Below are 24,848 nucleotides of genomic sequence, written 5' to 3' on the forward strand. Positions count from 1 at the left end.
CCACCTGTGCGGATGGCGCCTCCCGGCGACGGTCCCTCCGGGTGCTCCGCGAGCGGGTAACGTTTTACCCATGGTTGAAACCCCCTCGCGCAATCTCCCGTTCGGCTCGCTCGTGGCCGCCATGGTCACGCCCTTCACAGCCGACGGTTCCGTGGACTTCGACGCCACTGCCGCACTCGCCACCAAACTCGTCGACGACGGCTGCGACGGACTGGTCGTGTCGGGCACCACGGGGGAGACGTCGACGCTCGAGGACTCTGAGAAGGAGGACCTCTACCGTGTCGTGGCCGAAACCGTCGGGGATCGGGCGCGGGTCATCGCTGGCACGGGAACGAACCACACCTCGCACTCCGTCGAGATGGCGCGGCGAGCCGAACGGGCGGGCGCACACGCGCAACTCGTTGTGACGCCGTATTACAACAAGCCCACGCAGTCGGGAGTGCTGGCGCACTTCCACGCCGTCGCCGAGGCCAGCGACCTGCCGATCATGATCTACGACATACCGGGGCGGTCCGGGATCCCGATCACCACCGAGACGATGCTCCGCCTCGCGGATCACCCGAAGATCGGCGCCCTGAAGGATGCGAAAGCGGACTTCGCCGCGGTCACGCGCGTCCTCGCAGCCACCGACCTCGACGTCTATTCGGGTGACGACGGACTCACCCTGCCATGGATGGCCGCGGGCGCCGTCGGCGTCGTCAGCGTCAGCGCCCACGTCGCGACTCGCGCCTTCCGAGCGCTCGTGGACGCGGCGGCCGCAGAGGACTTCGTCGGGGCGCGCCGCATCCACTTCGAACTCGATCCGGTGATCCGCGCCGTCATGACCCACATCCCGGGAGCCGTGTCGGCGAAGCAGATCCTGCACCTGCAGGGCGTGCTGCCCAACGCCGTCGTGCGCCTGCCGCTCGTCGAGCCGGATCGGAGCGAGCTCGAACCGGTCCTGGCCGATCTTGCCGAGGCCGGCTGGGACGCCGCCGTCCTCCGCAGGCGGCAGGACGTCCCGGCGTGAGCGACGCGGGCGGGGCAGGACCAGCACTCCGCGCACTCCCTCCCGCCCTCCAGCCCGGCACGCTGCGCATCGTGCCACTGGGTGGGCTCGGTGAGATCGGTCGCAACATGGCAGTCTTCGAGATCGGCGGAAAGCTCCTGATCGTCGACTGCGGCGTACTGTTCCCCGAGGAGACCCAGCCCGGAGTCGACCTGATCCTGCCCGACTTCTCCTACATCGAGGACAGGCTCGACGACGTCGTCGGGCTGGTCCTCACGCACGGCCACGAGGACCACATCGGCGCGGTTCCGTACCTCCTGCGCCTCAAGGCCGACATCCCGGTCATCGGGTCCCAGCTGACCCTCGCACTGATCGAGGCGAAGCTGCAGGAACACCGCATCCGCCCGTACACGCTCACGGTGTCGGAAGGGCAGATCGAGCAGTTCGGCCCGTTCGAATGCGAATTCGTGGCGGTGAACCATTCCATCCCCGACGCCCTCGCCGTCTTCATCCGGACCGAGGCGGGCAATGTCCTGCACACGGGCGATTTCAAGATGGACCAGTTACCCCTCGACGGCCGCATCACCGACCTCCGGGCCTTTGCACGCCTGGGCGAGGAGGGCGTTGACCTCTTCATGGTCGACTCCACCAACGCGGACGTACCCGGCTTCACGACGGCGGAACGCGAGATCGGTCCCGTCCTCGAGAACCTGTTCGGGGGAGTCAGCAAGCGGATCATCGTCGCGTCCTTCTCCTCGCACATCCATCGCGTGCAGCAGGTCCTCGACGCGGCCCACGCCCACGGGCGCTTCGTGTGCTTCGCCGGGCGGTCCATGGTCCGGAACATGGCCATCGCGGCCAAGCTCGGATACCTGAAGGTGCCCGACGGCATCCTGGTCGACATCAAGAACGTCGACGATCTCCCGGACGACCGCGTGGTGCTGATGTCCACGGGTTCGCAGGGTGAGCCGATGGCCGCCCTGTCCCGCATGGCGAACGGCGACCACCGGATCACCGTGGGCAAGGGTGACACCGTTATCCTCGCGTCCTCGCTCATCCCCGGCAACGAGAATGCGGTCTACCGCGTGATCAACGGGCTGCTGAAGCTCGGCGCCGACGTGATCCACAAGGGCAACGCGAAGGTCCATGTCTCCGGTCATGCCGCAGCCGGTGAGCTGCTCTACTGCTACAACATCCTCCGGCCGAAGAACGTCATGCCCGTCCACGGCGAGACGCGGCACCTCATCGCGAACGGCAAGCTCGCGCAGCAGACAGGCGTGCCGGCGTCGAACGTCCTGCTCACCGACGACGGCTCCGTCATCGACCTCGTGGATGGCACGGCCCGAGTGGTCGGGGCGGTCGAGTGCGGCTACGTGTACGTGGACGGGGCCAGCGTCGGCGAGATCACCGACGCCGACCTCAAGGACCGGCGCATCCTCGGCGAGGAGGGCTTCATCTCGATCATCACGGTCGTCAACCGCACGACCGGCAAGATCGTCTCCGGCCCCGACATCCATGCCCGCGGGTTCGCGGAGGACGACTCCGTCTTCGACGAGATCAGGCCGAGGATCAGCGAGGCCCTGGAGGAAGCGGTCATGAGCACCGCGGACCACACGACCTACCAGTTGCAGCAGGTGGTGCGCCGCGTCGTCGGCACCTGGGTGAACCGGCGCCTCCGCCGGCGTCCGATGATCATTCCGGTGGTCCTCGAGGCCTGACGCGGGCCGACCTCGGCCTTCGGGTGCCGTCGCGCGGGTCGCGGCAGGGTGGGAGGGGCGCGGGAATCCGACGATTCAGGGGAGCCGTCGGGTACCGTGAGGATCATGGCCACTCGAACGTCCCCTGCCCCGCGGGGCCAGCAACAGACCCGCGGTAAGGGGGTACCCGCTGCTGCCGGGGCCGCCCGCAGCAAGGCGCCGGGAAAGGGTACGGGGCGCGCTCCGGCGAAGACCCGCCAGGTCCCTGTCACACCGGAACCGCAGCACGAGGACCAGCTCGCTCTTCCCCTGAGGGCCGTACGTGCCGTCTGGATGGGCATGGCACGTGTCGTCGGCTCCGGTGTCCGCACGTTCGGACACGACGTGAGCCCTGACCGCGACATCCGCCGGGACGGATCCGGCTTCTTCCTCCTCCTGGTCGCCCTGGCCGTCGCCGCCGTCGAGTGGTGGGCGCTGTCGGGCACGCCCGCCGATATCGTCCACGCCGCTGCGGGCGGCACGTTCGGCTGGATGGCGCTGCTGCTGCCCTTCCTCCTCGTGATCGGCGCAGTCCGTCTCTTCAGGTATCCGGAGCGGCACCGCGCGAACAATCGCATCGCCATCGGGCAGCTCGTGATCCTCTTCGCCGGATCCGGCATCGCGCACCTCGTCGGCGGTCAGCCAGGACTCTCCGACGGACTGGACGCGCTGTGGCGCGCCGGTGGTGTCGTCGGCTTCCTCGTGGCCGGGCCGCTCAGCAGTGTGCTGACTGCCTGGCCCGTCGGGGTCCTGTTGGCCATCGTGATCTTCCTCGGCCTCCTGATCGTCACGGCGACACCCTTCCGGCACATTCCCGCACGCCTGCGCACCCTGTACGAGCACCTCATGGGGCAGGACCCGGACGACGACGGACACCGTCGCGAGGACGGCCACGACCAGAGCTACCTGTACGAGACGCACGGTTCCACGGCGAAGCCGGAGCCGAAGCGGAGAAAGCGCCTGTTCGGCAAGGACAGGGAGGACACCCCCTTCGATGCCGAGCACGACGACGCCACGGATGGTTACGTCGGTGACGAGGCGTTCGAGCGGGCGGTGATCGAGGACGAGGAGCGTCGCGCCCGGGAAGCACAGGCGGCGGTGCCGCCAGGGGTCCGTCGCCCGACCAAGCAGGAGCTGGCCGCGGAGGAGATCAAGCGGTCGCAGTCTGCGCGCGTCCCGGTCACCGAAGCACCGGATCGCGCCCCGGAGGGCGCCACCGAGGCGATCGACGTCGTCCCCGCCGCCCGCGCACTGATCGTGCCGTCCACTCCCGTCCAGCCGCAGGTCCCGCCCACGCCCATTCCGCAGCGCACCGAGCAGCTGCAGCTCGCCGGCGACGTGACCTACACCCTCCCGCCGTCGGACTACCTGCCCGCCGGCACTCCGCCGAAGGAGCGCTCCGAGGCGAACGACGCCGTGGTCGCGGCCCTGACGCACACCATGGACCAGTTCAACGTGGATGCGAAAGTGACGGGCTTCTCCCGGGGACCCACGGTGACGCGCTACGAGATCGAGCTGGCGCCCGGCACCAAGGTGGAGCGCGTCACCGCCCTGTCGAAGAACATCTCCTACGCTGTCGCCAGCTCGGACGTGCGCATCCTCTCGCCCATCCCGGGCAAGTCCGCCATCGGCATCGAGATCCCGAACACCGACCGCGAGACCGTGTCCCTGGGAGACGTGCTGCGCTCCGGCAACGCGCGCAAGACGGAGCACCCGATGGTGATGGGAGTCGGCAAGGACGTCGAGGGCGGATTCGTCGTGGCCAACCTCGCGAAGATGCCCCACCTCCTCGTGGCAGGCGCCACCGGCGCGGGCAAGTCGTCCTTCGTGAACTCGATGATCACGTCGATCCTCATGCGCTCGACCCCGGACGAGGTCCGCATGGTCATGGTGGACCCGAAGCGCGTCGAGCTCACGGCGTACGAGGGCGTCCCGCACCTCATCACGCCCATCATCACGAACCCGAAGAAGGCGGCCGAAGCGCTGCAGTGGGTCGTCCGGGAGATGGACACGCGGTACGACGACCTCGCGAACTACGGGTACAAGCACATCGACGACTTCAACAAGGCGGTGCGCAACGGCAAGGTGGTGCCGCCCGAGGGATCGAAGCGCGTCGTGCGGCCCTACCCCTACCTCTTGGTCATCGTGGACGAGCTCGCCGACCTGATGATGGTCGCCCCGCGGGACGTCGAGGACTCGATCGTGAGGATCACGCAGCTCGCGCGTGCCGCAGGCATCCACCTCGTACTCGCGACCCAGCGACCATCGGTCGACGTCGTCACCGGCCTGATCAAGGCGAACGTCCCCTCCCGCATGGCGTTCGCGACGTCGTCGGTCACGGACTCCCGCGTGGTCCTCGACCAGCCGGGCGCCGAGAAGCTCATCGGCCAGGGCGACGCCCTGTTCCTGCCGATGGGCGCCTCGAAACCGATGCGCGTGCAGGGCGCGTGGGTCACCGAGTCGGAGATCCATCGCGTCGTCGAACACGTGAAGGGCCAGCTCCAGGCCGTCTACCGCGAGGACGTCGCGGTCGAGGCGCCGAAGAAGCAGATCGACGACGACATCGGGGACGACCTCGACGTGCTGCTGCAGGCCACCGAACTCGTCGTCACGACACAGTTCGGCTCCACCTCCATGCTGCAGCGCAAACTCCGAGTCGGGTTCGCCAAGGCCGGGCGGCTCATGGACCTGCTCGAGTCACGCGGCGTCGTCGGTCCCTCGGAAGGATCGAAGGCCCGCGACGTGCTGGTCAAGCCGGACGACCTCGAACCCGTCCTCGCGGCGATGCGTGGAGACGGGCCTCCCATCGAGGCTGCTCGTCCTGTCCAGCGACCGATCGACCTCGTGGCCGACGACCTCGCGTCCCGCGCGCAGGCGGTCGACTACCACGACGGCGCGGACGGCAGCGACGACGACGGCGCCGAGGACGCCTGGAACCTCACGGGCAGGTAGCCTGAAGTCGTGAGTAGCTCCTCGACCCCGGCGGTGCCGGTCCTCAACATCGCGAACGTCCTCACGGTCGTGCGCATCCTGCTGGTTCCGTTCTTCATCTGGTTCCTCCTGCTCGACGACGGCAGAGCGGGGCTGTTCCGCTGGCTCGCCGTCCTCACCTTCGCCGTGGCGATCTACACGGACAAGCTCGACGGCGACCTGGCGCGGAGCAGGGGATTGATCACGGACTTCGGCAAGATCGCCGATCCGATCGCGGACAAGCTGCTCATCGGGTCCGCACTCGTGCTGCTGTCCGTACTCGGCGAGTTGTGGTGGTGGGTCACGATCGTCATCCTCGTCCGCGAGATCGGCATCACCCTGCTGCGGTTCGCGGTCATCCGGTACGGAGTCATGCCGGCCTCGCGCGGAGGCAAGCTGAAGACGGTCGTCCAGACCGCTGCGATCCTGCTGTTCCTCATCCCGCTGCAGGCCGTCGCCGGTGATTGGGCCTGGTGGCCCGCTGCCGTGGTCATGGCGGCAGCCGTCGTGATCACGGTAGTGACAGGCGTGGACTACGTCCTCCAGGCGATACGCCTGCGGGCAGGTGCCCGACGGTGAGCGCCCCCGCGTCGGCGGCCGACGTCGTCGCGCTGGCCGCACGCCTCGGGCTGACCGTAGCGACGGCAGAATCCCTGACGGCGGGAATGATCGCTTCGGCACTTGCCGATGTGCCGGGGGCGTCCACCGTATTGAGAGGCGGAGTTGTCGCCTATCAGGTCGCGGTCAAGCGGGACCTGCTGGGCGTCGACGCTGAGCTCCTTGCAGCCGCCGGCGCCGTCGACCCGCGCGTTGCAGCAGCTATGGCGACCGGCGCGCGGACTGCGCTGTCTGCCGACATCGGTGTCGCGACCACCGGCGTCGCGGGTCCGTCGGCCCACGAGGGCAAACCCGTAGGGACGGTCTTCACGGCGATCTCGACCGCTTCCGGTGCCGAATCCTTCGAGCACCACTTCGCGGGAGACCGGGAGGGCATCAGGATGGCCTCACGCGACGCGGCGCTGGCGGAGCTCTTCCGGGAGCTGTCCAGGGGAACAAACCCTGGTCGAGGGTAGTTATAAACAATGCCGGCCGTTGATAGGGTTGGCGACTTAGGCTCAAGCAGATCGGGCAGGTCATCATCAGCGGCGCAGCCCGTCCGGGTTCTCGCCGCATATATGAGGGAGCAAGGCGATACAGATGGTAAAGCAGCCCGTGTCCGTAAACGGCGTGGTCCGTTGGCGTGATGTGGGGTTGGCAGATGATGCACAACGCAAGCCTAAGGAGCGCAAGATGGTAGTTCTTCGCCATGAGATCGGCGACGTCCTCCGTGACGTCCGCCAGCGCCAGGGCCGTACCCTGCGCGAGGTATCGCACAGTGCGAGGGTCTCCCTCGGATACCTCAGCGAGGTCGAGCGTGGACAGAAGGAAGCATCGTCTGAACTTCTCTCATCAATCTGCAGTGCACTCGAGGTGCCGCTTTCCTCGATGCTGCGGGAAGTCAGCGACCGTTTGGCAGAAGCAGAAGGCGTGTCCATCCCGGACACCATTCCTCAGGAATTCTCCCGGGAGTTCGGGAACGACCTAAACGACGAATTGAACGACGACTTCCGTCGGGGACTTGCGGCCACGAACCGCTAGTCGCCCCACGACAAGGAAGGCCTGTCCCTGCGGGACGGGCCTTCCTGCTGTCTGCTACCAGTTGTCCTTGGTGTAGGTGTTGTTCAGCTGGGCGATGAGCGTGCCGAGCCTGGTGAGGTCTTCGACGTCCCAGTCCTCCATGAGCTGGTGGAACGCTTGCTTGCGTGCAGTCTGCGCAGCGACGAGCTGGTGCGTGCCTGCTTCCGTGAGCGAGATCGACTGGGCGCGGCCGTCGAGCGGGTCGGCTTCCTTCTGGACGAGTCCGAGCTGTTCGAGCATCGCGATCTGGCGGCTGACCGAGGGCTTGCCCACTCCGACGCTGGCGGCTATGTCCGTGAGGCGCATCGAGCCCTCGCGCTGGAGGATCACGAGGAGACCGTAAGCCGCCGGTTCCATATCGGGGTGCACCCGTCGCGCTACTTTGTACGAGTTCGACCGCGCGCGGCGCCACAACATGCTCAGTTGCTGTTCGAGGGACTCGATGGCGGCGTCGGTGTCGGCATCTTCCCCGGGGTGACCTGCAAGGCCCGTGCCAGGGTCTGTTGTACTCGGCTTGGCGTTCATGGGCCAATTGTAGGGTTCAGCGGTCCGTGCGACACCATGCAGGACGACGCTGGATGCACCGGGCCTGTCCTGGGTCAGCGACGGCCCGGGTGGTCGGCGCCGAGGCCGGCACGAAAGTGGGGGAAGTAGCAGATGCGTGCTGTCGGTGTCCGCACGCATGATGGAGTGGGGGTGGGGCATCGATTGCGGACGATCGGAGGACCGGGCACTACGGGTGGCTGCACGATGACCAGCTAAGGACGAGGGCAGGACGGATGATATGCGATTGAGTGACTTCTGGCGTCTGATGGACGACGAGTTCGGCGAACGGTACTCGCGGACGCTGGCGCGTGATCTGGTCGTGGATCAGTTGGGCGACAGGACAGCGGCGGAAGCGCTGGGCGCGGGCGTCGACCCGAAGGCCGTCTGGGAGGCGGTGTGCCGCGCGCAGGATGTGCCGCGCGAGCGATGGCTGGGCCGGGATGTGAGGCCGCGGTGATGCCTCCTCCGACGGGCCGCGGGGACACGCGGAGGACCGACAGAATAATCGAATATCTGTTCGGGTAGGGGATATGATGGTGACGGAGGCGGCGCGCTTATGCACATAGCGACGGCCACACCTCAAACTGTCGGCGCAGGCTAATACAGTCGAAATGAACACGTAAACAGGCCAGTTGGCCATGAGTAACCGAGGTGAAGAATGGCCGCTCCAGACCGCGAGAAAGCCCTAGAAGCTGCTCTCGCCCAAATCGACAAGCAGTACGGCAAGGGTTCCATCATGCGCCTGGGCGATGAGACCAGGGCGCCGATCGAGACCATCTCCACGAGTTCCATCGCCCTGGATGCCGCACTCGGCATCGGTGGCCTCCCTCGCGGCAGGGTCGTCGAGATCTATGGTCCGGAGTCCTCCGGCAAGACCACCGTCGCCCTGCATGCGGTGGCGAGCGCCCAGCGCAACGGAGGCATCGCGGCCTTCATCGACGCTGAGCACGCGCTGGACCCCGAGTACGCCAAGAAGCTCGGCGTGGACACGGACGCGCTCCTCGTATCGCAGCCGGACACGGGTGAGCAGGCGTTGGAGATCATGGACATGCTGGTGGGCTCCGGTTCCATCGATATCGTCGTGATCGACTCCGTTGCGGCACTCGTGCCGCGCGCGGAGATCGAGGGCGAGATGGGCGACAGCCACGTGGGCCTGCAGGCCCGGTTGATGAGCCAGGCACTCCGCAAGATCACCGGACGCCTGAGCCAGACGAAGACGACTGCGATTTTCATCAACCAGTTGCGCGAGAAGATCGGCGTGTTCTTCGGAAGCCCCGAGACCACCACGGGTGGCAAGGCGCTGAAGTTCTACGCGTCGGTGCGGATCGACGTACGCCGCATCGAGACCCTGAAGGAAGGCGTGAACCCGGTGGGTAACCGGACCCGCGCCAAGATCGTGAAGAACAAGATGGCCCCGCCCTTCAAGCAGGCCGAGTTCGACATCCTGTACGGGCATGGCATCTCACGCGAAGGCGGGCTCATCGATGTCGGGGTGGAGAACGCGCTGGTCAAAAAGTCCGGCGCCTGGTTCACCTACGACGGCGACCAGCTGGGGCAGGGCAAGGAGAACGCCAGGAAGTTCCTCATCGACAACCCGGATCTGGCTGATGAGCTCGAACAGAAGATCAGGGTGAAGCTGGGCATAGGGATGCCGGTCGAAGAGCCTCCAGCTCCGAAGCTCAAGGCTGTCAGCGGCGAGTAGCCGAGTGGCATCCGAGGAGGACCTGGAGCCGGTCGAGTGGGGAGCGTCATTCGGCCGGTTCGGTTCGGACGCTTCAGCTGGTGCTACCGAATCGGAGCAGCCTCCGCGGCGGTCGACGTCCAAGCGACAGGGGCTGACGCGGTCGGCCTCGTCGTCCTTCGGTGCCAAGGGGCTGAGCAGCGGCACGAAAGGGTCTCGGGGCTCATCGCGCAGTACCCGCTCCCAGCGGAACGGTGGTGGATCCGACCACGTGCCGTTCGACGATCCCTTCGGTCCCGTTGTCGGCGCGTCCGCTGACTCCCTGCAGGATCATGCCCTGCCCGAGCGCCTGCGAGGGCGGACTGCGGGCACCGACGCTGCGGGGTCCGGTTCGCCGCGTGCCGGCGATCCGTCTGGACCAGCAGGCAGCGATGCCCCGGATGGTGGCGGCGTAGATCGTCATGGCTCATACCCCGATGCTTCGGGCGCGGGCGCGACGCGTCGTCGCCGAGCAGACAGGTCGGGGCGCTCGGACGGACGGCCTGTGAGTCGTCGCACTGGAGGCACCGGCTGGGGTCGTTCCGGTGGCCCGTCGTCACCAGCGGGTGGGGAAATGGGCGACCCGGAGGTGCTTCGGAGTGACGAGGACTGGTTATCGGAGGCGCGTGCCATCCTGCTGCGCCAGCTGGCCCTCGGGCCGCGGAGCAGGCACCAGCTCGAGCGGAAGCTCGCCGATCGTGACATACCGGCCGAGACGGCGTCGGCGCTGCTCGACCGGTTCGAGGAGGTACAGCTGATCGATGACGCCGAATTCGCCCGGATGTGGGTGCGTACCCGCACTGCTGCGAAGTCGCTGTCACGAGCATCCCTGCGGCGTGAGCTCGCGGACAAGGGCATCGAGTCGGAGCTGGCTGAGGACGCTCTCCTGCAGATCAGCGACGACGACGAACGCGAGCAGGCACGGGACGTCGTCCGCCGCAAGTTTCGCGCCCGCACCGACCTCTCGGACCGCGCTGCTCGGGAGAAGGAGGTGCGCCGGCTCGTCGGCGTACTGGCACGCAAGGGCTACAGCCCCGGTGCAGCGTTCTCCATCGTGAAGGACGTCATCGCGGACACCGAAGCACTCGACTGACCCGGTGGTGACCGACCGCGACCGGCCGCTTCGAGGACAGGTGCTTCGGCGCTGCAGCACCGGGTTGGGCCGGATTGTGGGCCTCCCCGTGGCCAGCCGTACGCTTAAGGGTGTGAGCATGACACTTCCCACTCCCATCGCAGGCACCGTGAGCAGCGCGTCGGGCGATCCCGATGCGGCCGCACAGCGCACGTACGAGGTGCGGACATTCGGCTGCCAGATGAACGTCCACGATTCCGAGCGGATCTCCGGACTGCTCGAAGACGCCGGGCTCAGCCGTGTCGAGGGTGGCCAGGCGGACGTCGTCGTCTTCAACACCTGCGCCGTGCGCGAGAATGCCGACAACAAGCTCTACGGGAACCTCGGAATGCTCAAGGCGGTGAAGGAAGCGCGCCCAGGAATGCAGATCGCCGTCGGCGGCTGCCTCGCCCAGAAGGACAGGGAGACCATCCTCAGGAAGGCGCCGTGGGTCGACGCGGTCTTCGGGACCCACAACATCGGCGCCCTGCCCGCCCTCCTGCAGCGCGCCCGGCACAACCAGGACGCCCAGCTCGAGATCCTCGAGTCGCTCGATGTCTTCCCCTCGACGCTGCCGACCAGGCGCGAGTCCGTCTATGCGGGGTGGGTGTCCATCTCCGTCGGCTGCAACAACACCTGCACGTTCTGCATCGTGCCGTCGTTGCGCGGTAAGGAGCGCGACCGCAGGCCCGGGGAGATCCTCGCCGAGATCGAGGCCCTCGTGGCCGACGGCGCGGTCGAGGTCACGCTCCTCGGTCAGAACGTGAATTCCTACGGTGTCGAGTTCGGCGACCGCGGAGCCTTCGCAAAGCTGCTGCGCGCGTGTGGATCCATCGAGGGGCTCGAAAGAGTGCGCTTCACGAGTCCCCATCCCGCCGCTTTCACGGATGACGTGATCGACGCGATGGCGGAGACCCCGAACGTCATGCCGCAGTTGCACATGCCCCTGCAGTCGGGATCGGACCGCGTGCTGAAGGCGATGCGCCGTTCTTACCGCTCTAGTCGCTTCCTCGGGATCCTGGATCGCGTCCGTGAGCGGATGCCCCACGCCGCGATCTCCACGGACATCATCGTCGGGTTCCCCGGGGAGACCGACGAGGACTTCCAGGCGACCCTCGACGTCGTCGAGCAGTCCCGCTTCGCGACCGCCTTCACCTTCCAGTACTCCCGGCGCCCCGGGACCCCCGCAGCGGATCTTCCGGACCAGTTGCCGAAGGCGGTGGTGCAGGAGCGCTTCGAGCGCCTGACCGCCCTGCAGGACCGGATTGCCCGCGAGGAGAACGCGCGCCAGGTAGGTACCCGCGTCGAGGTGCTCGTCACCGATCAGCAGGGCCGCAAGGGAAGCGAGACACATCGTCTCACCGGGCGTTCACGCGATCAGCGCCTCGTCCACTTCTCCGTGCCGGACGGCGCGGAGGTGCCACGGCCCGGGGACTTCGTGACCCTGCCCATCACCGAGGCTGCGTCGTTCCACCTCATGTCCGACCCGACCCCCGAGGAGTACAGTCTCCGGCGCTCCCGTGCCGGCGATGCCTGGGACAGGAGCCAGGCCGACTCCTGCGGCGTCCCCGCGGCCTCGGACGGCGGTCCCCGTCCCGTCCTGCTGGGCATGCCGTCGCTGCCTGTGCGGGGGAGCGCTTCTTGACCCTCCCGGTCGTCGCGGTGGTCGGGCCGACCGGATCCGGCAAATCCGACCTCGGGGTCGCACTCGCGCAACGGCTCGATGGAGAAGTGATCAATGCCGACGCCCTCCAGTTCTACCGCGGCATGGACATCGGGACCGCGAAGCTGCCGCACGAGGACCGCCGGGGAGTGGAACACCATCTGTTGGACGTCCTGGACATCACGGAGGAAGCCAGCGTCGCCGCGTACCAGACGGATGCGCGCCGGACGATCGACGGCATCCGGCGTCGTGGGCGCGTCCCCATCCTGGTCGGGGGATCAGGCCTCTACGTGCGCGCGGCCCTCGACCGGCTGGACTTCCCGCCCACCGATCCGGTGGTCCGGGCCAGGCTGGAAGCGGAACTCGCCTCGGAGGGCAACGCACGCTTCCGTGAGCGACTGCGCGCTGTCGATCCACCGTCGGCCGAACGGATCGACGACGACCGCCGGCTCATTCGTGCCCTCGAGGTGTACGAGATCAGCGGTCGAGCCTTCAGTGCCTTCATGCCACGCCGCGAGTACCACCAGCCGAGCGTGCAGATCGGTCTCGATGTGGACCGTGCAGCCCTGCGCGAGAGGTTGGGCGAGCGGGTCCACAGCATGGTGAGGGACGGGCTCCCGGAGGAGGTCGAACGCCTCGCGGCCGCAGGTCTCAGGAACGGACGCACCGCCTCGCGTGCCCTAGGGTATAGCCAGTTCCTGCAGGTCCTCGACGGAGCGATGACGGAAGCGGAGGCGGTCGAGGACACCATCGCGGCGACCCGACGATTCGCCCGCCGGCAGCTCACCTGGTTCCGGGGCGACCCGCGCGTCGGGTGGCTCGATGGGCAGGCACCCGGGCTGGCCGATCGGGCAATGGACCTGATCCGCCGTGGCGGGGACCTATCCTAGGACCGTGACCGACTTCCGCGCCGACACCGCCGCTCAGCAGCACCCGACCCTGTCCTTCACCAAGGGGCATGGCACGGGGAACGATTTCATCCTGACCCTGGATCCGGACGGCTCCACCCCCACCGACGCCGGCTTCGTCGCAGCCCTGTGCGATCGCCACCTCGGTATCGGCGCTGACGGGTACATCCGCGCGGTGCGCTCATCGGCGTTGCCCGAGGGCCGCGCGCTCCTGCAGACCGACCCGGACGCGGAGTGGTTCATGGACTACCGCAACGGGGACGGCTCCGTGTCGGAGATGTGCGGGAACGGCGTCCGGGTCTTCGCCCACTTCCTCCTCGAGAAGTCCGTCGCTGAACTGCCCGATGGAGGCCAGCTCGCCATCGGCACCCGCGCCGGCGTCAAGCGGGTGACGCGGTCGGGCGGCGGATACGCCGTGGACATGGGCCCTTGGGAGTTCATCTTCCCCGATGCCGCGGTGGCACGCGGCATGGACTCGCTCGTCGACATCCACGGGCTCGACGTCGACCGTCCTGCGCTGTCGATCAGCATGGGCAACCCACACACCGTGGTGGCCCTCGCCGAGCGGGCCGAACTCGACCGGACCGAGCTGCACACCGCACCGATCGTCCAGCCTGTTCCGCCCGAGGGCACCAACGTCGAACTCGTGGTGCCGTCGGATCCGCTGGTGGGGGATGACGGCGTCGGTCGGCTCACCATGCGCGTCCACGAGCGGGGGGTCGGGGAGACGCAGTCCTGCGGCACGGGAGCATGCGCCGCCGCTGCAGCGACGCGGTACTGGGCGGGCCCTCACGCGCCTCTGCAGTGGCTCGTGACCGTTCCCGGTGGGGTGGTGGGCGTGACGTTCTTCGACGGCCCGGAGGGCCGCGAGCACGTGCAGCTCAGCGGTCCGGCTGTACTGGTCGCGGACGGTGTGCTGCTGCCGGCCCCCTGACGGGACATGGCAGGTCCAGGCCCTACTAGGCGGCGCGGTGTACGTCCAGGATGCGGAACGACTTCGAGGTATCCGCACGCCTGACACGGAAACCCTCGGGTAGCTCCTCGCCGAGCCAGCGCTGCAGCGAGTCCGCGCCGAGGTTTTTCTGCACGACGAGCCACGCGTGCCCGTCTGGTACGAGACGTGGCAGCCAGCGAAGCAGCAGCGCGTGCAGTTCCTGCTTACCGATCCTGATCGGCGGATTGGACCAGATGGTGTCGAACTCCAGCGCCGCGTCGACGTCGTCGGGCGCGCGGGCCACGACGTTCGCCAGCCCCAGCCGGTGGGCGTTTTCTGTCGTGAGGGCGATGCATCGCTCGTTCACGTCGACGGCGTGGACCTCCGCCTGGGGCGCTTTCAGCGCCATGGTCAGGGCGATGGGGCCCCAGCCGCACCCGATGTCGAGCAGGCGTCGGCCTTCCGGATCCGGCACCGTATCCAGCAGGATCGCGGTCCCCTTGTCCACGCCGTCCGGGCTGAAGAGGCCCGACGACGTGACGAGTTCGCGACGCGCGCCTGCCAGTACGACGGAGAGAGGGCGACGCGTGTCAGGTCCTGACGGCTGCGCGCTGAAATAGTGCTGTGACTCCATGACCGAAAGCCTAGTGGCACGCCCGCGAAGAGCACGTGCTGTGCCATTTCGCGCTGGGAGAATACGGTGGTCCCTGTTGCGCGGACGGCCTTAGAATTGATGCACATTCATCTAGGGAGACTATGACCACGAATAACGGACATTCCACCGGAGCCGACATGGGCCCGGAGGAGATCCAAGCCGTCATCAACAGGATCCTCGCCAGCGACGAAGCTGCCGTGGCGAAGGAGAAGGACGGAACACGAAGGCCCAACGAGACACAGGCTGCACCGATCGACAGGACCTGGCGTTCGCGGGCCCTCGCACTATCGGGCGATGACCAGCAGTCGGCGGCCGACGGCGATCAGCAGGACCTCGCAGAGCGCCGCGCACTGCGTCGCGTGGCGGGTCTGTCGACCGAGCTCGAGGACGTCACCGAGGTCGAGTACCGGCAGTTGAGGCTGGAGCGGGTCGTCCTCGCTGGTCTCTGGAGCGAAGGTACCGCCCAGGATGCAGAGAATTCGCTGCAGGAGTTGGCCGCACTCGCCGAGACGGCAGGGTCGGAGGTACTCGACGGCATGGTGCAGCGACGCCTCAAGCCGGATCCCGGTACGTTCCTCGGCTCCGGCAAGGCCCAGGAGTTGAAGGAGGTCGTGCAGGCCACCGGTGCTGACACCGTGATCGTCGACAGCGAGCTGTCTCCGTCGCAGCGTCGTGGTCTCGAGGACATCGTCAAGGTCAAGGTCATCGACCGCACGGCCCTGATCCTGGATATCTTCGCGCAGCACGCCAAGAGCCGTGAGGGCAAGGCCCAGGTCGAACTCGCGCAACTCGAGTACCTGCTGCCGCGCCTCCGTGGCTGGGGCGAGTCGATGTCACGCCAGGCCGGCGGTCAGGTGGGTAGCGCGAGCGCCGGCATGGGGTCGCGCGGCCCGGGTGAGACGAAGATCGAGCTCGACCGTCGGAAGATCCGCACACGCATGGCCAAGCTGCGGCGTGAGATCGCGGAGATGAAGCCGGCGCGTGAGACCAAGCGCTCCAACCGGCGTCGCAACCAGGTGCCTTCGGTCGCGATCGCGGGTTACACGAACGCCGGCAAGTCCTCGCTGCTCAACCGGCTGACCGATGCCGGCGTCCTGGTCGAGAACGCGCTGTTCGCGACCCTGGATCCGACGATCCGCAAGGCGGAGACACCGGATGGGATCGGCTACACGCTGGCCGACACCGTCGGTTTCGTCCGGTCACTTCCTACCCAGTTGGTCGAGGCCTTCCGCTCGACGCTCGAGGAGGTTGCCGACGCGAACCTGATCCTTCATGTCGTCGACGCGTCCCACCCTGATCCCGAGGGGCAGATCGCTGCCGTGCGGGCAGTTCTGACCGAGGTCGATGCGCGCAAGGTGCCCGAGATCATCGTGCTGAACAAGGCGGACGCAGCCGACCCGTTCGTCATCGAGCGGCTGCGCCAGCGCGAACCGCGTTCCGTCGTCGTCTCCGCGCGTACCGGAGCCGGCCTGACCGAGCTCCGGCAACTGATCAGCACGAACATCCCGCGACCGGGCGTCAAGCTGGACCTCATCGTGCCCTACGCACATGGTGAGATCGTGAGCCGCCTGCACGAGGAGGACGTGGAGATCCTCGGCCTGGAGCATGTGGACGAGGGAACCCGCCTCGAGGTGATGGTCCGCGAGGGCCTGGCAGCGGAGCTGGAGCCGTACGTCCGGCATGAGTGACAGCGCGCGCTCCGGTGCTGCTCCCGCGGCGCCGGAGGCAGTGCGCCATTCCGCCGAGACCCGGCAGGCGCTCGAACTGCTCGATGCAGCGGTCGGCGCGATGGGCGGGGAGATGCGCGCCGGCCAGCATGAGATGGTGCGGCAGGTCAGCGAAGCCATCCGCTCGGGCGATCACCTGCTCGTCCAGGCCGGCACCGGCACGGGCAAGTCGCTCGCGTACCTCGTCCCGCTGATCGTGCATGCCATGGAGAGCGACAGGCCCTCGGTCGTCTCGACCGCGACACTCGCGCTGCAGGCCCAGATCGTCGGACGGGACCTCCCGCGCCTGCTCGACGCCGTGCTTCCCGCCCTCGCGCGCCCGGTCGACGTCGCACTGCTGAAGGGACGCTCGAACTACGTGTGCGTCCACAAGACCGGGGGTGGCTTCCCCGAGGAGGACGCGCCCGACGCACTCTTCAGCATGGGCGAGGACGCAACGCCCCATCCCTCTCCGGCCTCTTCGGCGGCGGGAGTCGGAGGGCCTGCATCTGCGCTGGGTCGGGAAGTGGTCCGGTTGCGGGAGTGGGCGGACGAGACGACGACGGGGGACCGTGACGACCTCGTGCCCGGCGTGAGCGACCGCGCATGGCGCCAGGTCTCCGTATCGAGCATGGAGTGCCTCGGCGCTGCCCGCTGTCCTGTGGCCCAGGAGTGCTTCAGTGAGAAGGCACGGGCAGCCGCCGCGGACGCGGACATCATCATCACCAATCACGCGATGCTCGCCATCAGCGCCTTCGAGGGTCTCGCCGTCCTGCCCGAGTACGACGTCGTCGTCATCGATGAGGCGCACGAACTCCACGACCGTGTCACGGGTGCCGTGTCGGGGCAACTTTCGGCTTCCATGGTCGCTGCCGCCGCCACCGCTCTGCGCCGCCACGCCTCCATCACCACCGGCGCCCTCGACACGGCTGCCGCCGCGTTCGAGGCCGCGTCCGAGTCGGTGCCGACCGGACTGCTGGCCGGAGCTCTGCCGGACGACCTCGAGCAGGCCCTGGCGCAGGTGCGTGATGCCGCCCGTGCAGCGCTTTCGGACACGAAGACCGACAGCAAGTCCGAGGCCGACGCCGACGGTGGCCGGCAAGTCGCCCGCTCCCGCGTGACACTCGTCTTCGATCTCGCGGAGCGGATCCTCGCTGCCGGCGACCTCAACGAAGTGGTCTGGGCGTCGCGTGCCAGCGCGTTCACGCCGGGGTCCGGGTACGCCCAACCGGACGAGAGCGCGCCCGCGACCCTGAACGTCGCCCCGCTATCCGTCGCAGCGCGGCTGCGGGAGGGATTGTTCGAGGACCACACCGTGATCCTCACGTCGGCGACACTCGCGATCGGGTCGGAGTTCGGTCCTGTAGCCGGGTCGCTCGGTCTCAGCGGCGCCGGGGCGCCTGCCTGGACGGGAGTCGACGTCGGCAGCCCGTTCGACTACCCGCGGCAGGGCGTCCTCTACGTGGCGAAGGATCTTCCGAAACCCGAACGGGGGACGTCGGAGGCCCAGCTGGAGGAGCTGCTGACACTACTGAAGGCGTCGCGCGGGGGAGCACTGGGTCTGTTCTCCTCGAAGCGCGCGGCGGAGGAGGCCGCAGAGGCACTGCGCCCCAAGGTCGATTTCGAGATCCTGTGCCAGGGGGAGTCATCCCTCAGCGCCCTGGTGACGCAGTTCGCCGACGAACCGGACACGTGCCTGTTCGGGACGATGTCCCTGTGGCAGGGAGTCGATGTGCCCGGCTCGTCCTGCCGGCTCGTGATCATCGATCGCATCCCCTTCCCGCGCCCGGACGATCCACTCATGACAGCCCGCACCCGGGCTGTCGCCCGAAGCGGCGGCAACGGCTTCATGAGCGTCTCCGCCACGCATGCGGCGGTACGGCTCGCGCAGGGCGCGGGGCGCCTCATCCGGGCAACCGGGGACAAGGGCGTCGTCGCCGTGCTGGACAGCCGCCTCGCCACTGCCAGGTACGGCGGTTTCCTCCGCGCTGCCCTGCCGCCCTTCTGGGCGACGACGGACAGGGCCACGGTCACCGGGATCCTCGATCGGCTCTCGGCCCGCTGACGCCGGAGCCACCGGCCTCCCGGTTGCGGCAGCCGGATGCAGGCCGGCCGGCGCGCAGGAAGGCGCTGCAGCCGTATCGACCACGGCGGAGGGCTTGAGGGCAGGTGCTTCTCCTGCGCCCTACAACGCGCGCATCACCGAGACGACCTTGCCCATGATGCTCGCATGGTCGCCCAGGATGGGCTCGTAGCGGGTGTTCTGGGGCAGGAGCCAGGTGTGGCCGTCCCGCTGGCGGAAGGTCTTCACTGTGGCCTCGTCGTCGAGCAGGGCCGCGACGATGTCACCGTTCTGTGCGCTCTGCTGCCTGCGCACGACAACCCAGTCGCCGTCGCAGATGGCGGCATCGACCATGGAATCGCCGGAGACCTTCAGCATGAAGAGGTCGCCGTGGCCGACCAGTTGGCGAGGCAGGGGCATGACGTCCTCGACGACCTGCTCGGCGAGGATGGGCCCACCGGCCGCGATGCGGCCCACGAGTGGAACCATCGCGGTGTCGACGGCGACGTGGCGATCCGCCGCCACCTTCTCGCCTGCCGTCGAGCCCTCTGCGTCCGACGATGGCTCGTCGGCAAGCGTCAGCGGCAACAGCACCTCCATCGCTCGCGGCCGCTTCGGGTCACGCCGCAGGTAACCGAGGCGCTCGAGCTGTGACAACTGGTGGGTCACGCTCGACAGGCTGGCGAGGCCGACGGTGTCGCCGATCTCCCGCATCGAGGGCGGATAACCGTTGTCCGCGATCGAACGCTGGATGGTTTCGAGGATCGTCAGCTGGCGAGCGGACAGCCCTTTGGACACGGCGCGTCCACGCGGGCGACCGCGGCCCGCCGAGATGGGCGTGGGGTCGGCCGGAATGTCGGCGGTGTTCGATTTCTTCCGGTCGGCCGGTGTTGCTTCCGCCACTGTTGAGCCTTTCGCCTGGGACTGCGCATCCCGTCGTACCCGCCGCTCCGCTGCCGATGGAGACGGAAGCCGGTTCTGTCAGAGGCGGGTGGTTGTCTGAGGTACATCACCGGCGGAGAGGCGCCTCACGAGCCCAGTCTTCCGGTGGTGTTCCGTGCTCTTCACGCTAGGACACGCGGAGGCAGTTATCAAACATATGTTCGAGCGAGTCTCGACAACGGTCGTTCGTGAGTGCTAGAAATAGGCAGAGCAGAATTAGAATGTGTGTTCGACCCGGAGGTTCCTCCGCGACGGATCATTCGAAGGAAAGAAGGATGGGTAATGGCTGAAGCACCAGTACTGCAGGGCAGCACGGCGCTGTGGGCCCAGGCGACCGCTCCGCGAGAGGTCCGCCTCCGGCTCGTCACCGCCTTCGACCAGTCCTCGGGCGGCCACTCCGTCCACACAGGGTCCGACAGCCCAGCAGAGGCGTCGCCGTCCTACCGCACCTCCACGCAGCGGAGTGCACCTGGTCCCCTGACCCTGACGAGGCGGGGGCGCCTGCTCCTGGTCGGTCTGCCGATCGCGCTGGGGGTGGCAGTCCTGATCCTCCTCGGTGCCTTTCTGACATCCCAGGCCCAGGCGGGGGAGTCGGCTCCAGCGTCGACAGCCACGGTGGAGGTGAATCTCGCGGCAGGCGAGACGCTGTGGGACCTCGCGGTGCAGTACGCCCCGCACCGGGATCCGCGTGCCGTGGTCGCCGAGATGGTGGAGCTCAACGACCTGCGCAGTTCCGTCGTCCGGGCGGGCCAGAGCATCTCGGTGCCCTCGGAGTCGTCGCAGGGCTGAATATCGGCGTACTACCCAATCGGGCGTCGATGCTCTCCCGGTCATGGAACGAGCAAGCAGCCTGCGTCATTAGCTGAGGAAGATGCCATCGCTTAAACTCGGGGAGTGCCTTCCTCCGTCGACGCCCTAGCAAACCTCCCCCTCCGCGATGATCTCGTCGGGCTGCACCCCTACGGCGCTCCGCAACTGGACGTCCCCGTCCTGCTCAACGTCAACGAGAACACGCACGGCGTGCCGGCCGATGTTCATGCCGCCATCGTGGAAGCAGTCGCCGAGGCCACGCGGGGATTGAACCGGTACCCGGACCGTGAATTCTCGGAACTCCGCAAGAACCTCGCGGACTACCTGGGACACGGACTGACGCCCGATCAGTTATGGGCAGCCAACGGGTCGAACGAAGTCCTCCAGCAGGTTCTTCAGGCCTTCGGTGGACCAGGGCGCACCGCTATCGGGTTCCCGCCCACGTACTCGATGTACCCGCTCCTGGCCAGTGGAACCGGGACCCGGTATGTCACCGCGGAGCGCAGCGCGTCTTATGCAATGACACCAGAGGCCACTGCAGCAGCGGTTCGAGAGTCTGCAGCGAACATCGTCTTCCTGTGCTCGCCGAACAATCCGACGGGTACAGCGTTGGATCTCGATGTCATCGAGGCGGCCTACGACGCCGGCCAGGACGCCCGGGCCATCATCATCGTGGACGAGGCCTACGGCGAGTTCTCGCAGGCGGGGAAGCCGAGTGCACTGACTCTTCTTCCTGGACGCCCCCGGCTGCTGGTGTCGCGGACCATGAGCAAGGCGTTCGCGCTGGCCGGTGCGAGGATCGGCTACCTCGCGGCTGCTCCGGAGGTAGCAGACGCCCTTCGTCTTGTCCGCCTGCCGTACCACCTGTCGGCCATCACCCAGGCGACAGCGAATGCAGCGCTCACCCACGCGGATACGCTGCTGTCGAATGTCGAGGCGATCAAGGTCCAGCGTGACCGCATCGTGCGGGAGCTCACGGCCCTCGGACTCTCGCCCGCTCCCTCGGACGCCAACTTCGTGTTCTTTTCCGGCCTCGATGACCCGCGTCGGATCTGGGAGGGGCTGCTGGACGCCGGCGTTCTCATTCGGGACGTCGGCATCCCGGGCTCCCTCCGGGTCACCGCGGGAACAGAACGGGAGACCACGGTGTTCCTGACCGCGTTGACCAAGCTGCTCCAGGTCGCCCGGTAGGGCTGTCCGGCCGGCTCGTCTCCTAGACTTGGAGCAGAGGGCGGCCGAGGCCCTGACCAGCCCACCCGCCCGACGAACGTGTGACCGCGCCTGCTCGACCGGCAGCGCACCGAAGGAATGCAATGACAGTTGATGCCGCCCGCGGCCGTACGGCCCGCATCGAGCGTGTGACGAGCGAATCCAGTGTCCTCGTCGAACTCGACCTCGACGGTACGGGCGTGTCCTCGATCGACACCACCGTGCCGTTCTACGACCACATGCTCACCGCCCTGTCGAAGCACTCGCTCATCGACCTGACCATCAGGTCCTCGGGCGACACCCACATCGATGTCCACCACACCGTCGAGGACACGGCCATCGCCATCGGCGAGGCCCTCCGGCTCGCGCTGGGCACGAAGGCCGGGATCCGTCGGTTCGGCGAGGCCACCGTCCCCCTGGACGAGGCTCTGGCGAACGCCGTCGTCGACATCTCCGGACGCCCGTTCCTCGTGCACGGCGGCGAGCCGGCGGGGCAGGAGTACCACCTGATAGGGGGTCACTTCACGGGCTCCCTGACGCGTCACGTCTTGGAGGCCCTCGCCCTGCACGCACAGATCTGCCTGCACGTGACCGTCATCGCGGGTCGGGATCCGCACCACATCGTCGAAGCCCAGTTCAAGGCACTCGCTCGGGCCCTGCGCGCAGCAGTGGAACCGGACCCGAGGGTCGAGGGCATTCCGTCCACGAAGGGGGCGCTATGAGTACGCGGACCGTGACCGTCCTGGACTATGGGTCCGGCAACGTGAGGTCGGTCGTCCGTGCACTCGAGCACGTCGGCGCCGACGTGGTCCTGAGCGCCAAGCGCGACGATGTCCTCAACGCCGACGGCCTGCTCGTACCCGGTGTGGGGGCTTTCGCTGCTGTGATGAAGGGCCTGAAGGACGTCGACGCGCTGCGCATGATCGGTCGCAGGGTCGCCGGCGGGCGTCCGGTCCTCGGGATCTGCGTCGGGCTGCAGGTGCTGTTCGACGAGGGTGTCGAGCACGGCGTCCGCACGCCGGGCATGGGGGAATGGCCAGGGACCGTCGAGCGGTTGAAGGCCGACGTCGTTCCGCACATGGGCTGGAACACGGTGAAGGCGCCCGAGGACACCGTCCTGTTCGACGGTATCGGTGACGAGCGCTTCTACTTCGTGCACTCCTACGGGGTGCAGGACTGGTCCTTCGACGTGACGCAGCCCGCCATGAAGCCTCCGCAGGTCACCTGGTCCGACCACGGAGGCCCCTTCATCGCGGCCGTCGAGAACGGTCCCCTCAGCGCCACCCAGTTCCACCCGGAGAAGTCGGGCGATGCAGGTGCCCAGCTGCTGAGGAACTGGATCGAGGGCCTGAAGTGACGCGATGCTGAGTCTCGTGCTGATGGGGGTGGCAGGGCTCCTCATCGGTGGGGCGTTCTCCCTTCGCAGCCAGGAGTTCCCCCTGTGGGTATGGATCGCCTTCCTGGCTCTGGCCGGTCTCGCACTGCTTGCCGCCTACCTGTTCACACTGTCCGGCGAGTAGCCGGACCCGCCCCGACGTCACGACACCGCGGCTCCGGCCGCCCGTACGAAAGCAGATCATGAGCCTTACCGAAACACCCACGCTCGAACTCCTCCCCGCCGTCGACGTAGCCGATGGGCAGGCTGTCCGCCTCGTGCAAGGCGAGGCTGGCAGTGAGACCAGTTACGGCGATCCGCTCGACGCGGCGCTGGCCTGGCAGGAGGACGGAGCAGAGTGGGTGCACCTCGTGGACCTGGATGCAGCTTTCGGCCGGGGCTCGAACCAGAAGTTGCTCGAACGGGTCGTCAAGCACCTCGACATCAAGGTCGAGCTCTCCGGCGGAATCAGGGACGATGCTTCCCTCGACGCCGCGCTGGAACTCGGCGCCACGCGGGTCAACCTCGGGACGGCTGCTCTCGAGAATCCCGAATGGACCGAGCTCGCCATCGCCCGCTACGGCGACGCCGTCGCAGTCGGGCTCGACGTCCGCGGGACCACTCTCGCGGCCCGGGGCTGGACCGAGGAGGGTGGCGACCTGTGGGAGGTCCTGCAGCGCCTCGAGGACGCCGGCTGTGCCCGCTATGTCGTCACCGACGTGACCAAGGACGGAACCCTCAAGGGCCCCAACCTCGCACTCCTGAGGGAGGTCCTCTCGAAGACAACCCGACCCGTCGTCGCCTCGGGCGGTATCTCGAGCCTCGATGACATCGCCGCCCTGCGCGAGCTCGTGCCGCAGGGTCTCGAGGGAGCTATCGTCGGCAAAGCGCTGTACGCCGGGGCGTTCACCCTGCCGCAGGCACTCGACGTGGCAGGGCTGCCCGGCGCGGACGCGTGACCGGCAGGCAGCTTCCCGCTCACATCGCGGCGGCGCTGGCGGGCAACACCGCTGACTCCGCAGGCCGGCCGTGGGCCGGCCGCGACCTGTCCGGTCCGGACAACCCGCTGCACAGCTTCGACGACGACGACGGCGCGGCCAACCCGCAGCTCATCGCGGCCCTGGCCGGACTGCTGGCGGCTGCCGACGAGCCCGGCGCGCCCGAGAAAGCCGTCCTCACCGCCCTGAAGGCAGCCCGGGTGTTCATTCCCATCGTCGCCCAGGTGGCCCGGGCGGCGGAGACCCATGCCGGGCTGACGGCAGACAAGGAAGCCGATATGGCCCTGGTCACGCTGACGGCGCCCGATGGTCGGAAGGCGCTGCCGGTCTTCTCATCGACGCAGGCGCTCGAGCGCTGGCATCCGGACGCGCGACCGGTCGCCGCCTACGCGGCGCGGGCTGCACTCGCCGCCGTCGCCGAGGACGCTGAACTCATGGTGCTCGATCCGGGAGCAGATCTCACCTTCGTGGTCCGGCGCCCGGCCCTGTGGGCCCTGGCGCAACAGGTCGACTGGACTCCGTCCTACGAGGATCGGGCTCTGGCGTCACTCGTCGAGGTGGCGGCGCGAGGAGAGGAACGCATCCTCTCCCTGGCCCTGCGGCCAGCCGCAGGCGTTCGCACCCGCTCGGCCGACGGTAGCATTGCCTCCGGCGGAGGACCCGGTCCGGAACTGCGGATGGACCTCCAGCTCCAGGGCGGGCTCTCGCCCGAGGAGGTGCGCGACGCCGTCTCGTCCTTCCGTACGAGACTGCTCGCCATTCCCGAATTCGTCGAACGGGTCGACTCGCTCGATATCAAACTCACCCGCTGACGGAGGCGTCGGCGGAGAAAGACTGG

The 24,848-nt window shown here is 67.9% G+C and carries 25 protein-coding genes; 21 read left to right on the forward strand and 4 right to left on the reverse strand.

The features are described 5' to 3' along the window. Positions 1 to 70 precede the first annotated feature (70 nt). The 6 genes from dapA (at position 71) to FDK12_RS10860 (ending at position 7,332) form a co-directional block, all read left to right on the forward strand. Positions 71 to 1,009: a 4-hydroxy-tetrahydrodipicolinate synthase gene (dapA, locus tag FDK12_RS10835; protein WP_137369577.1), complete on the forward strand. Its 939-nt coding sequence runs from the start codon at positions 71 to 73 to the stop codon at positions 1,007 to 1,009. After that, positions 1,006 to 2,706, forward strand: a complete 1,701-nt coding sequence (locus FDK12_RS10840; RefSeq protein ID WP_137369578.1) for a ribonuclease J — start codon at positions 1,006 to 1,008, stop codon at positions 2,704 to 2,706. The genes dapA and FDK12_RS10840 overlap by 4 nt, the downstream gene beginning before the upstream one ends. A 105-nt stretch (positions 2,707 to 2,811) precedes the next feature. Next, positions 2,812 to 5,676: an FtsK/SpoIIIE family DNA translocase gene (locus FDK12_RS10845; RefSeq protein WP_137369579.1), complete on the forward strand. Its 2,865-nt coding sequence runs from the start codon at positions 2,812 to 2,814 to the stop codon at positions 5,674 to 5,676. Positions 5,677 to 5,685: 9 nt separating this feature from the next. Then, positions 5,686 to 6,273: a CDP-diacylglycerol--glycerol-3-phosphate 3-phosphatidyltransferase gene (gene pgsA / locus FDK12_RS10850; protein WP_137369580.1), complete on the forward strand. Its 588-nt coding sequence runs from the start codon at positions 5,686 to 5,688 to the stop codon at positions 6,271 to 6,273. Further along, entirely contained in the window at positions 6,270 to 6,767 is a 498-nt protein-coding gene (locus tag FDK12_RS10855; protein WP_137369581.1) for a CinA family protein, read from the forward strand. Before pgsA ends, FDK12_RS10855 begins: the two co-directional genes overlap by 4 nt. A gap of 124 nt (positions 6,768 to 6,891) precedes the next feature. Then, a complete protein-coding gene (locus tag FDK12_RS10860) occupies positions 6,892 to 7,332 on the forward strand; it encodes a helix-turn-helix domain-containing protein (protein ID WP_104118228.1) in 441 nt (146 codons plus the stop codon). A 54-nt stretch (positions 7,333 to 7,386) separates the two neighbouring features. On the opposite strand, the gene FDK12_RS10865 is transcribed toward FDK12_RS10860, so the two are convergent. Continuing rightward, the gene (locus FDK12_RS10865) at positions 7,387 to 7,896 is read right to left on the reverse strand and encodes a MarR family winged helix-turn-helix transcriptional regulator (protein ID WP_223263231.1); all 510 of its coding nucleotides are present in this window, start codon (positions 7,894 to 7,896) and stop codon (positions 7,387 to 7,389) included. Positions 7,897 to 8,155: 259 nt separating this feature from the next. Between FDK12_RS10865 and FDK12_RS10870 the strand changes: the two genes are divergently transcribed. Together FDK12_RS10870 and recA are read left to right on the forward strand one after the other, a co-directional pair. Beyond that, positions 8,156 to 8,374, forward strand: coding sequence for a DUF3046 domain-containing protein (locus FDK12_RS10870; protein ID WP_137369582.1), 219 nt, complete (start codon positions 8,156 to 8,158; stop codon positions 8,372 to 8,374). Between the two features lie 201 nt (positions 8,375 to 8,575). Then, positions 8,576 to 9,619: a recombinase RecA gene (gene recA, locus FDK12_RS10875; protein WP_137369583.1), complete on the forward strand. Its 1,044-nt coding sequence runs from the start codon at positions 8,576 to 8,578 to the stop codon at positions 9,617 to 9,619. 202 nt (positions 9,620 to 9,821) lie between these two features. Here recA and FDK12_RS10880 read toward each other — a convergent pair whose 3' ends face one another. After that, positions 9,822 to 10,061, reverse strand: a complete 240-nt coding sequence (locus FDK12_RS10880; RefSeq protein ID WP_137369584.1) for a hypothetical protein — start codon at positions 10,059 to 10,061, stop codon at positions 9,822 to 9,824. A 150-nt stretch (positions 10,062 to 10,211) separates the two neighbouring features. Between FDK12_RS10880 and FDK12_RS10885 the strand changes: the two genes are divergently transcribed. The 4 genes from FDK12_RS10885 to dapF all read left to right on the forward strand — a co-directional run bounded on the left by FDK12_RS10885 (position 10,212) and on the right by dapF (position 14,253). Then, entirely contained in the window at positions 10,212 to 10,730 is a 519-nt protein-coding gene (locus FDK12_RS10885) for a regulatory protein RecX (protein ID WP_137369585.1), read from the forward strand. Positions 10,731 to 10,842: 112 nt separating this feature from the next. After that, positions 10,843 to 12,393 (forward strand): tRNA (N6-isopentenyl adenosine(37)-C2)-methylthiotransferase MiaB, encoded by a 1,551-nt coding sequence (gene miaB, locus FDK12_RS10890; protein WP_223263232.1) that lies wholly within the window; start codon positions 10,843 to 10,845, stop codon positions 12,391 to 12,393. Next, positions 12,390 to 13,301: a tRNA (adenosine(37)-N6)-dimethylallyltransferase MiaA gene (miaA, locus tag FDK12_RS10895; RefSeq protein ID WP_223263233.1), complete on the forward strand. Its 912-nt coding sequence runs from the start codon at positions 12,390 to 12,392 to the stop codon at positions 13,299 to 13,301. The genes miaB and miaA overlap by 4 nt, the downstream gene beginning before the upstream one ends. A 4-nt stretch (positions 13,302 to 13,305) precedes the next feature. Then, positions 13,306 to 14,253, forward strand: coding sequence for a diaminopimelate epimerase (gene dapF / locus FDK12_RS10900; protein WP_137369588.1), 948 nt, complete (start codon positions 13,306 to 13,308; stop codon positions 14,251 to 14,253). Between the two features lie 25 nt (positions 14,254 to 14,278). Here the strand turns inward: dapF and FDK12_RS10905 are convergent, their stop codons facing one another. Continuing rightward, the gene (locus FDK12_RS10905) at positions 14,279 to 14,887 is read right to left on the reverse strand and encodes a class I SAM-dependent methyltransferase (protein WP_137369589.1); all 609 of its coding nucleotides are present in this window, start codon (positions 14,885 to 14,887) and stop codon (positions 14,279 to 14,281) included. A 122-nt stretch (positions 14,888 to 15,009) separates the two neighbouring features. Here FDK12_RS10905 and hflX point away from each other — a divergent pair, with 122 nt between their 5' ends. Both hflX and FDK12_RS10915 read left to right on the forward strand, forming a co-directional pair. After that, positions 15,010 to 16,596 (forward strand): GTPase HflX, encoded by a 1,587-nt coding sequence (gene hflX / locus FDK12_RS10910; RefSeq protein WP_137369590.1) that lies wholly within the window; start codon positions 15,010 to 15,012, stop codon positions 16,594 to 16,596. After that, entirely contained in the window at positions 16,589 to 18,679 is a 2,091-nt protein-coding gene (locus FDK12_RS10915) for an ATP-dependent DNA helicase (RefSeq protein WP_137369591.1), read from the forward strand. The genes hflX and FDK12_RS10915 overlap by 8 nt, the downstream gene beginning before the upstream one ends. 120 nt (positions 18,680 to 18,799) lie before the next feature. Here FDK12_RS10915 and lexA read toward each other — a convergent pair whose 3' ends face one another. Next, positions 18,800 to 19,510 carry a transcriptional repressor LexA gene (gene lexA, locus FDK12_RS10920; protein WP_137369639.1) on the reverse strand — a complete coding sequence of 237 codons (711 nt, stop codon included), beginning with the start codon at positions 19,508 to 19,510 and terminating at the stop codon, positions 18,800 to 18,802. Between the two features lie 390 nt (positions 19,511 to 19,900). On the opposite strand from lexA, the gene FDK12_RS10925 reads away from it, so the two are divergent. The 7 genes from FDK12_RS10925 to FDK12_RS10950 all read left to right on the forward strand — a co-directional run bounded on the left by FDK12_RS10925 (position 19,901) and on the right by FDK12_RS10950 (position 24,822). Further along, positions 19,901 to 20,407 (forward strand): LysM peptidoglycan-binding domain-containing protein, encoded by a 507-nt coding sequence (locus FDK12_RS10925; protein WP_137369592.1) that lies wholly within the window; start codon positions 19,901 to 19,903, stop codon positions 20,405 to 20,407. A gap of 105 nt (positions 20,408 to 20,512) precedes the next feature. Beyond that, the gene (locus FDK12_RS10930) at positions 20,513 to 21,619 is read left to right on the forward strand and encodes a histidinol-phosphate transaminase (protein WP_137369593.1); all 1,107 of its coding nucleotides are present in this window, start codon (positions 20,513 to 20,515) and stop codon (positions 21,617 to 21,619) included. A gap of 122 nt (positions 21,620 to 21,741) precedes the next feature. Continuing rightward, a complete protein-coding gene (gene hisB / locus FDK12_RS10935; protein ID WP_104118240.1) occupies positions 21,742 to 22,359 on the forward strand; it encodes an imidazoleglycerol-phosphate dehydratase HisB in 618 nt (205 codons plus the stop codon). Beyond that, complete coding sequence (gene hisH, locus FDK12_RS10940) at positions 22,356 to 22,994, forward strand: imidazole glycerol phosphate synthase subunit HisH (protein WP_137369594.1); 639 nt, start codon at positions 22,356 to 22,358, stop codon at positions 22,992 to 22,994. Before hisB ends, hisH begins: the two co-directional genes overlap by 4 nt. A gap of 4 nt (positions 22,995 to 22,998) precedes the next feature. After that, positions 22,999 to 23,157: a hypothetical protein gene (locus FDK12_RS15075; RefSeq protein ID WP_181036440.1), complete on the forward strand. Its 159-nt coding sequence runs from the start codon at positions 22,999 to 23,001 to the stop codon at positions 23,155 to 23,157. Between the two features lie 58 nt (positions 23,158 to 23,215). Next, a complete protein-coding gene (gene priA, locus FDK12_RS10945) occupies positions 23,216 to 23,971 on the forward strand; it encodes a bifunctional 1-(5-phosphoribosyl)-5-((5-phosphoribosylamino)methylideneamino)imidazole-4-carboxamide isomerase/phosphoribosylanthranilate isomerase PriA (protein ID WP_104118242.1) in 756 nt (251 codons plus the stop codon). After that, positions 23,968 to 24,822 carry an SseB family protein gene (locus FDK12_RS10950; RefSeq protein WP_137369595.1) on the forward strand — a complete coding sequence of 285 codons (855 nt, stop codon included), beginning with the start codon at positions 23,968 to 23,970 and terminating at the stop codon, positions 24,820 to 24,822. Before priA ends, FDK12_RS10950 begins: the two co-directional genes overlap by 4 nt. Positions 24,823 to 24,848 lie beyond the last annotated feature (26 nt).

This window comes from Arthrobacter sp. NamB2, assembly GCF_005281365.1.
In the GTDB taxonomy this organism is placed as follows: domain Bacteria; phylum Actinomycetota; class Actinomycetes; order Actinomycetales; family Micrococcaceae; genus Arthrobacter_D.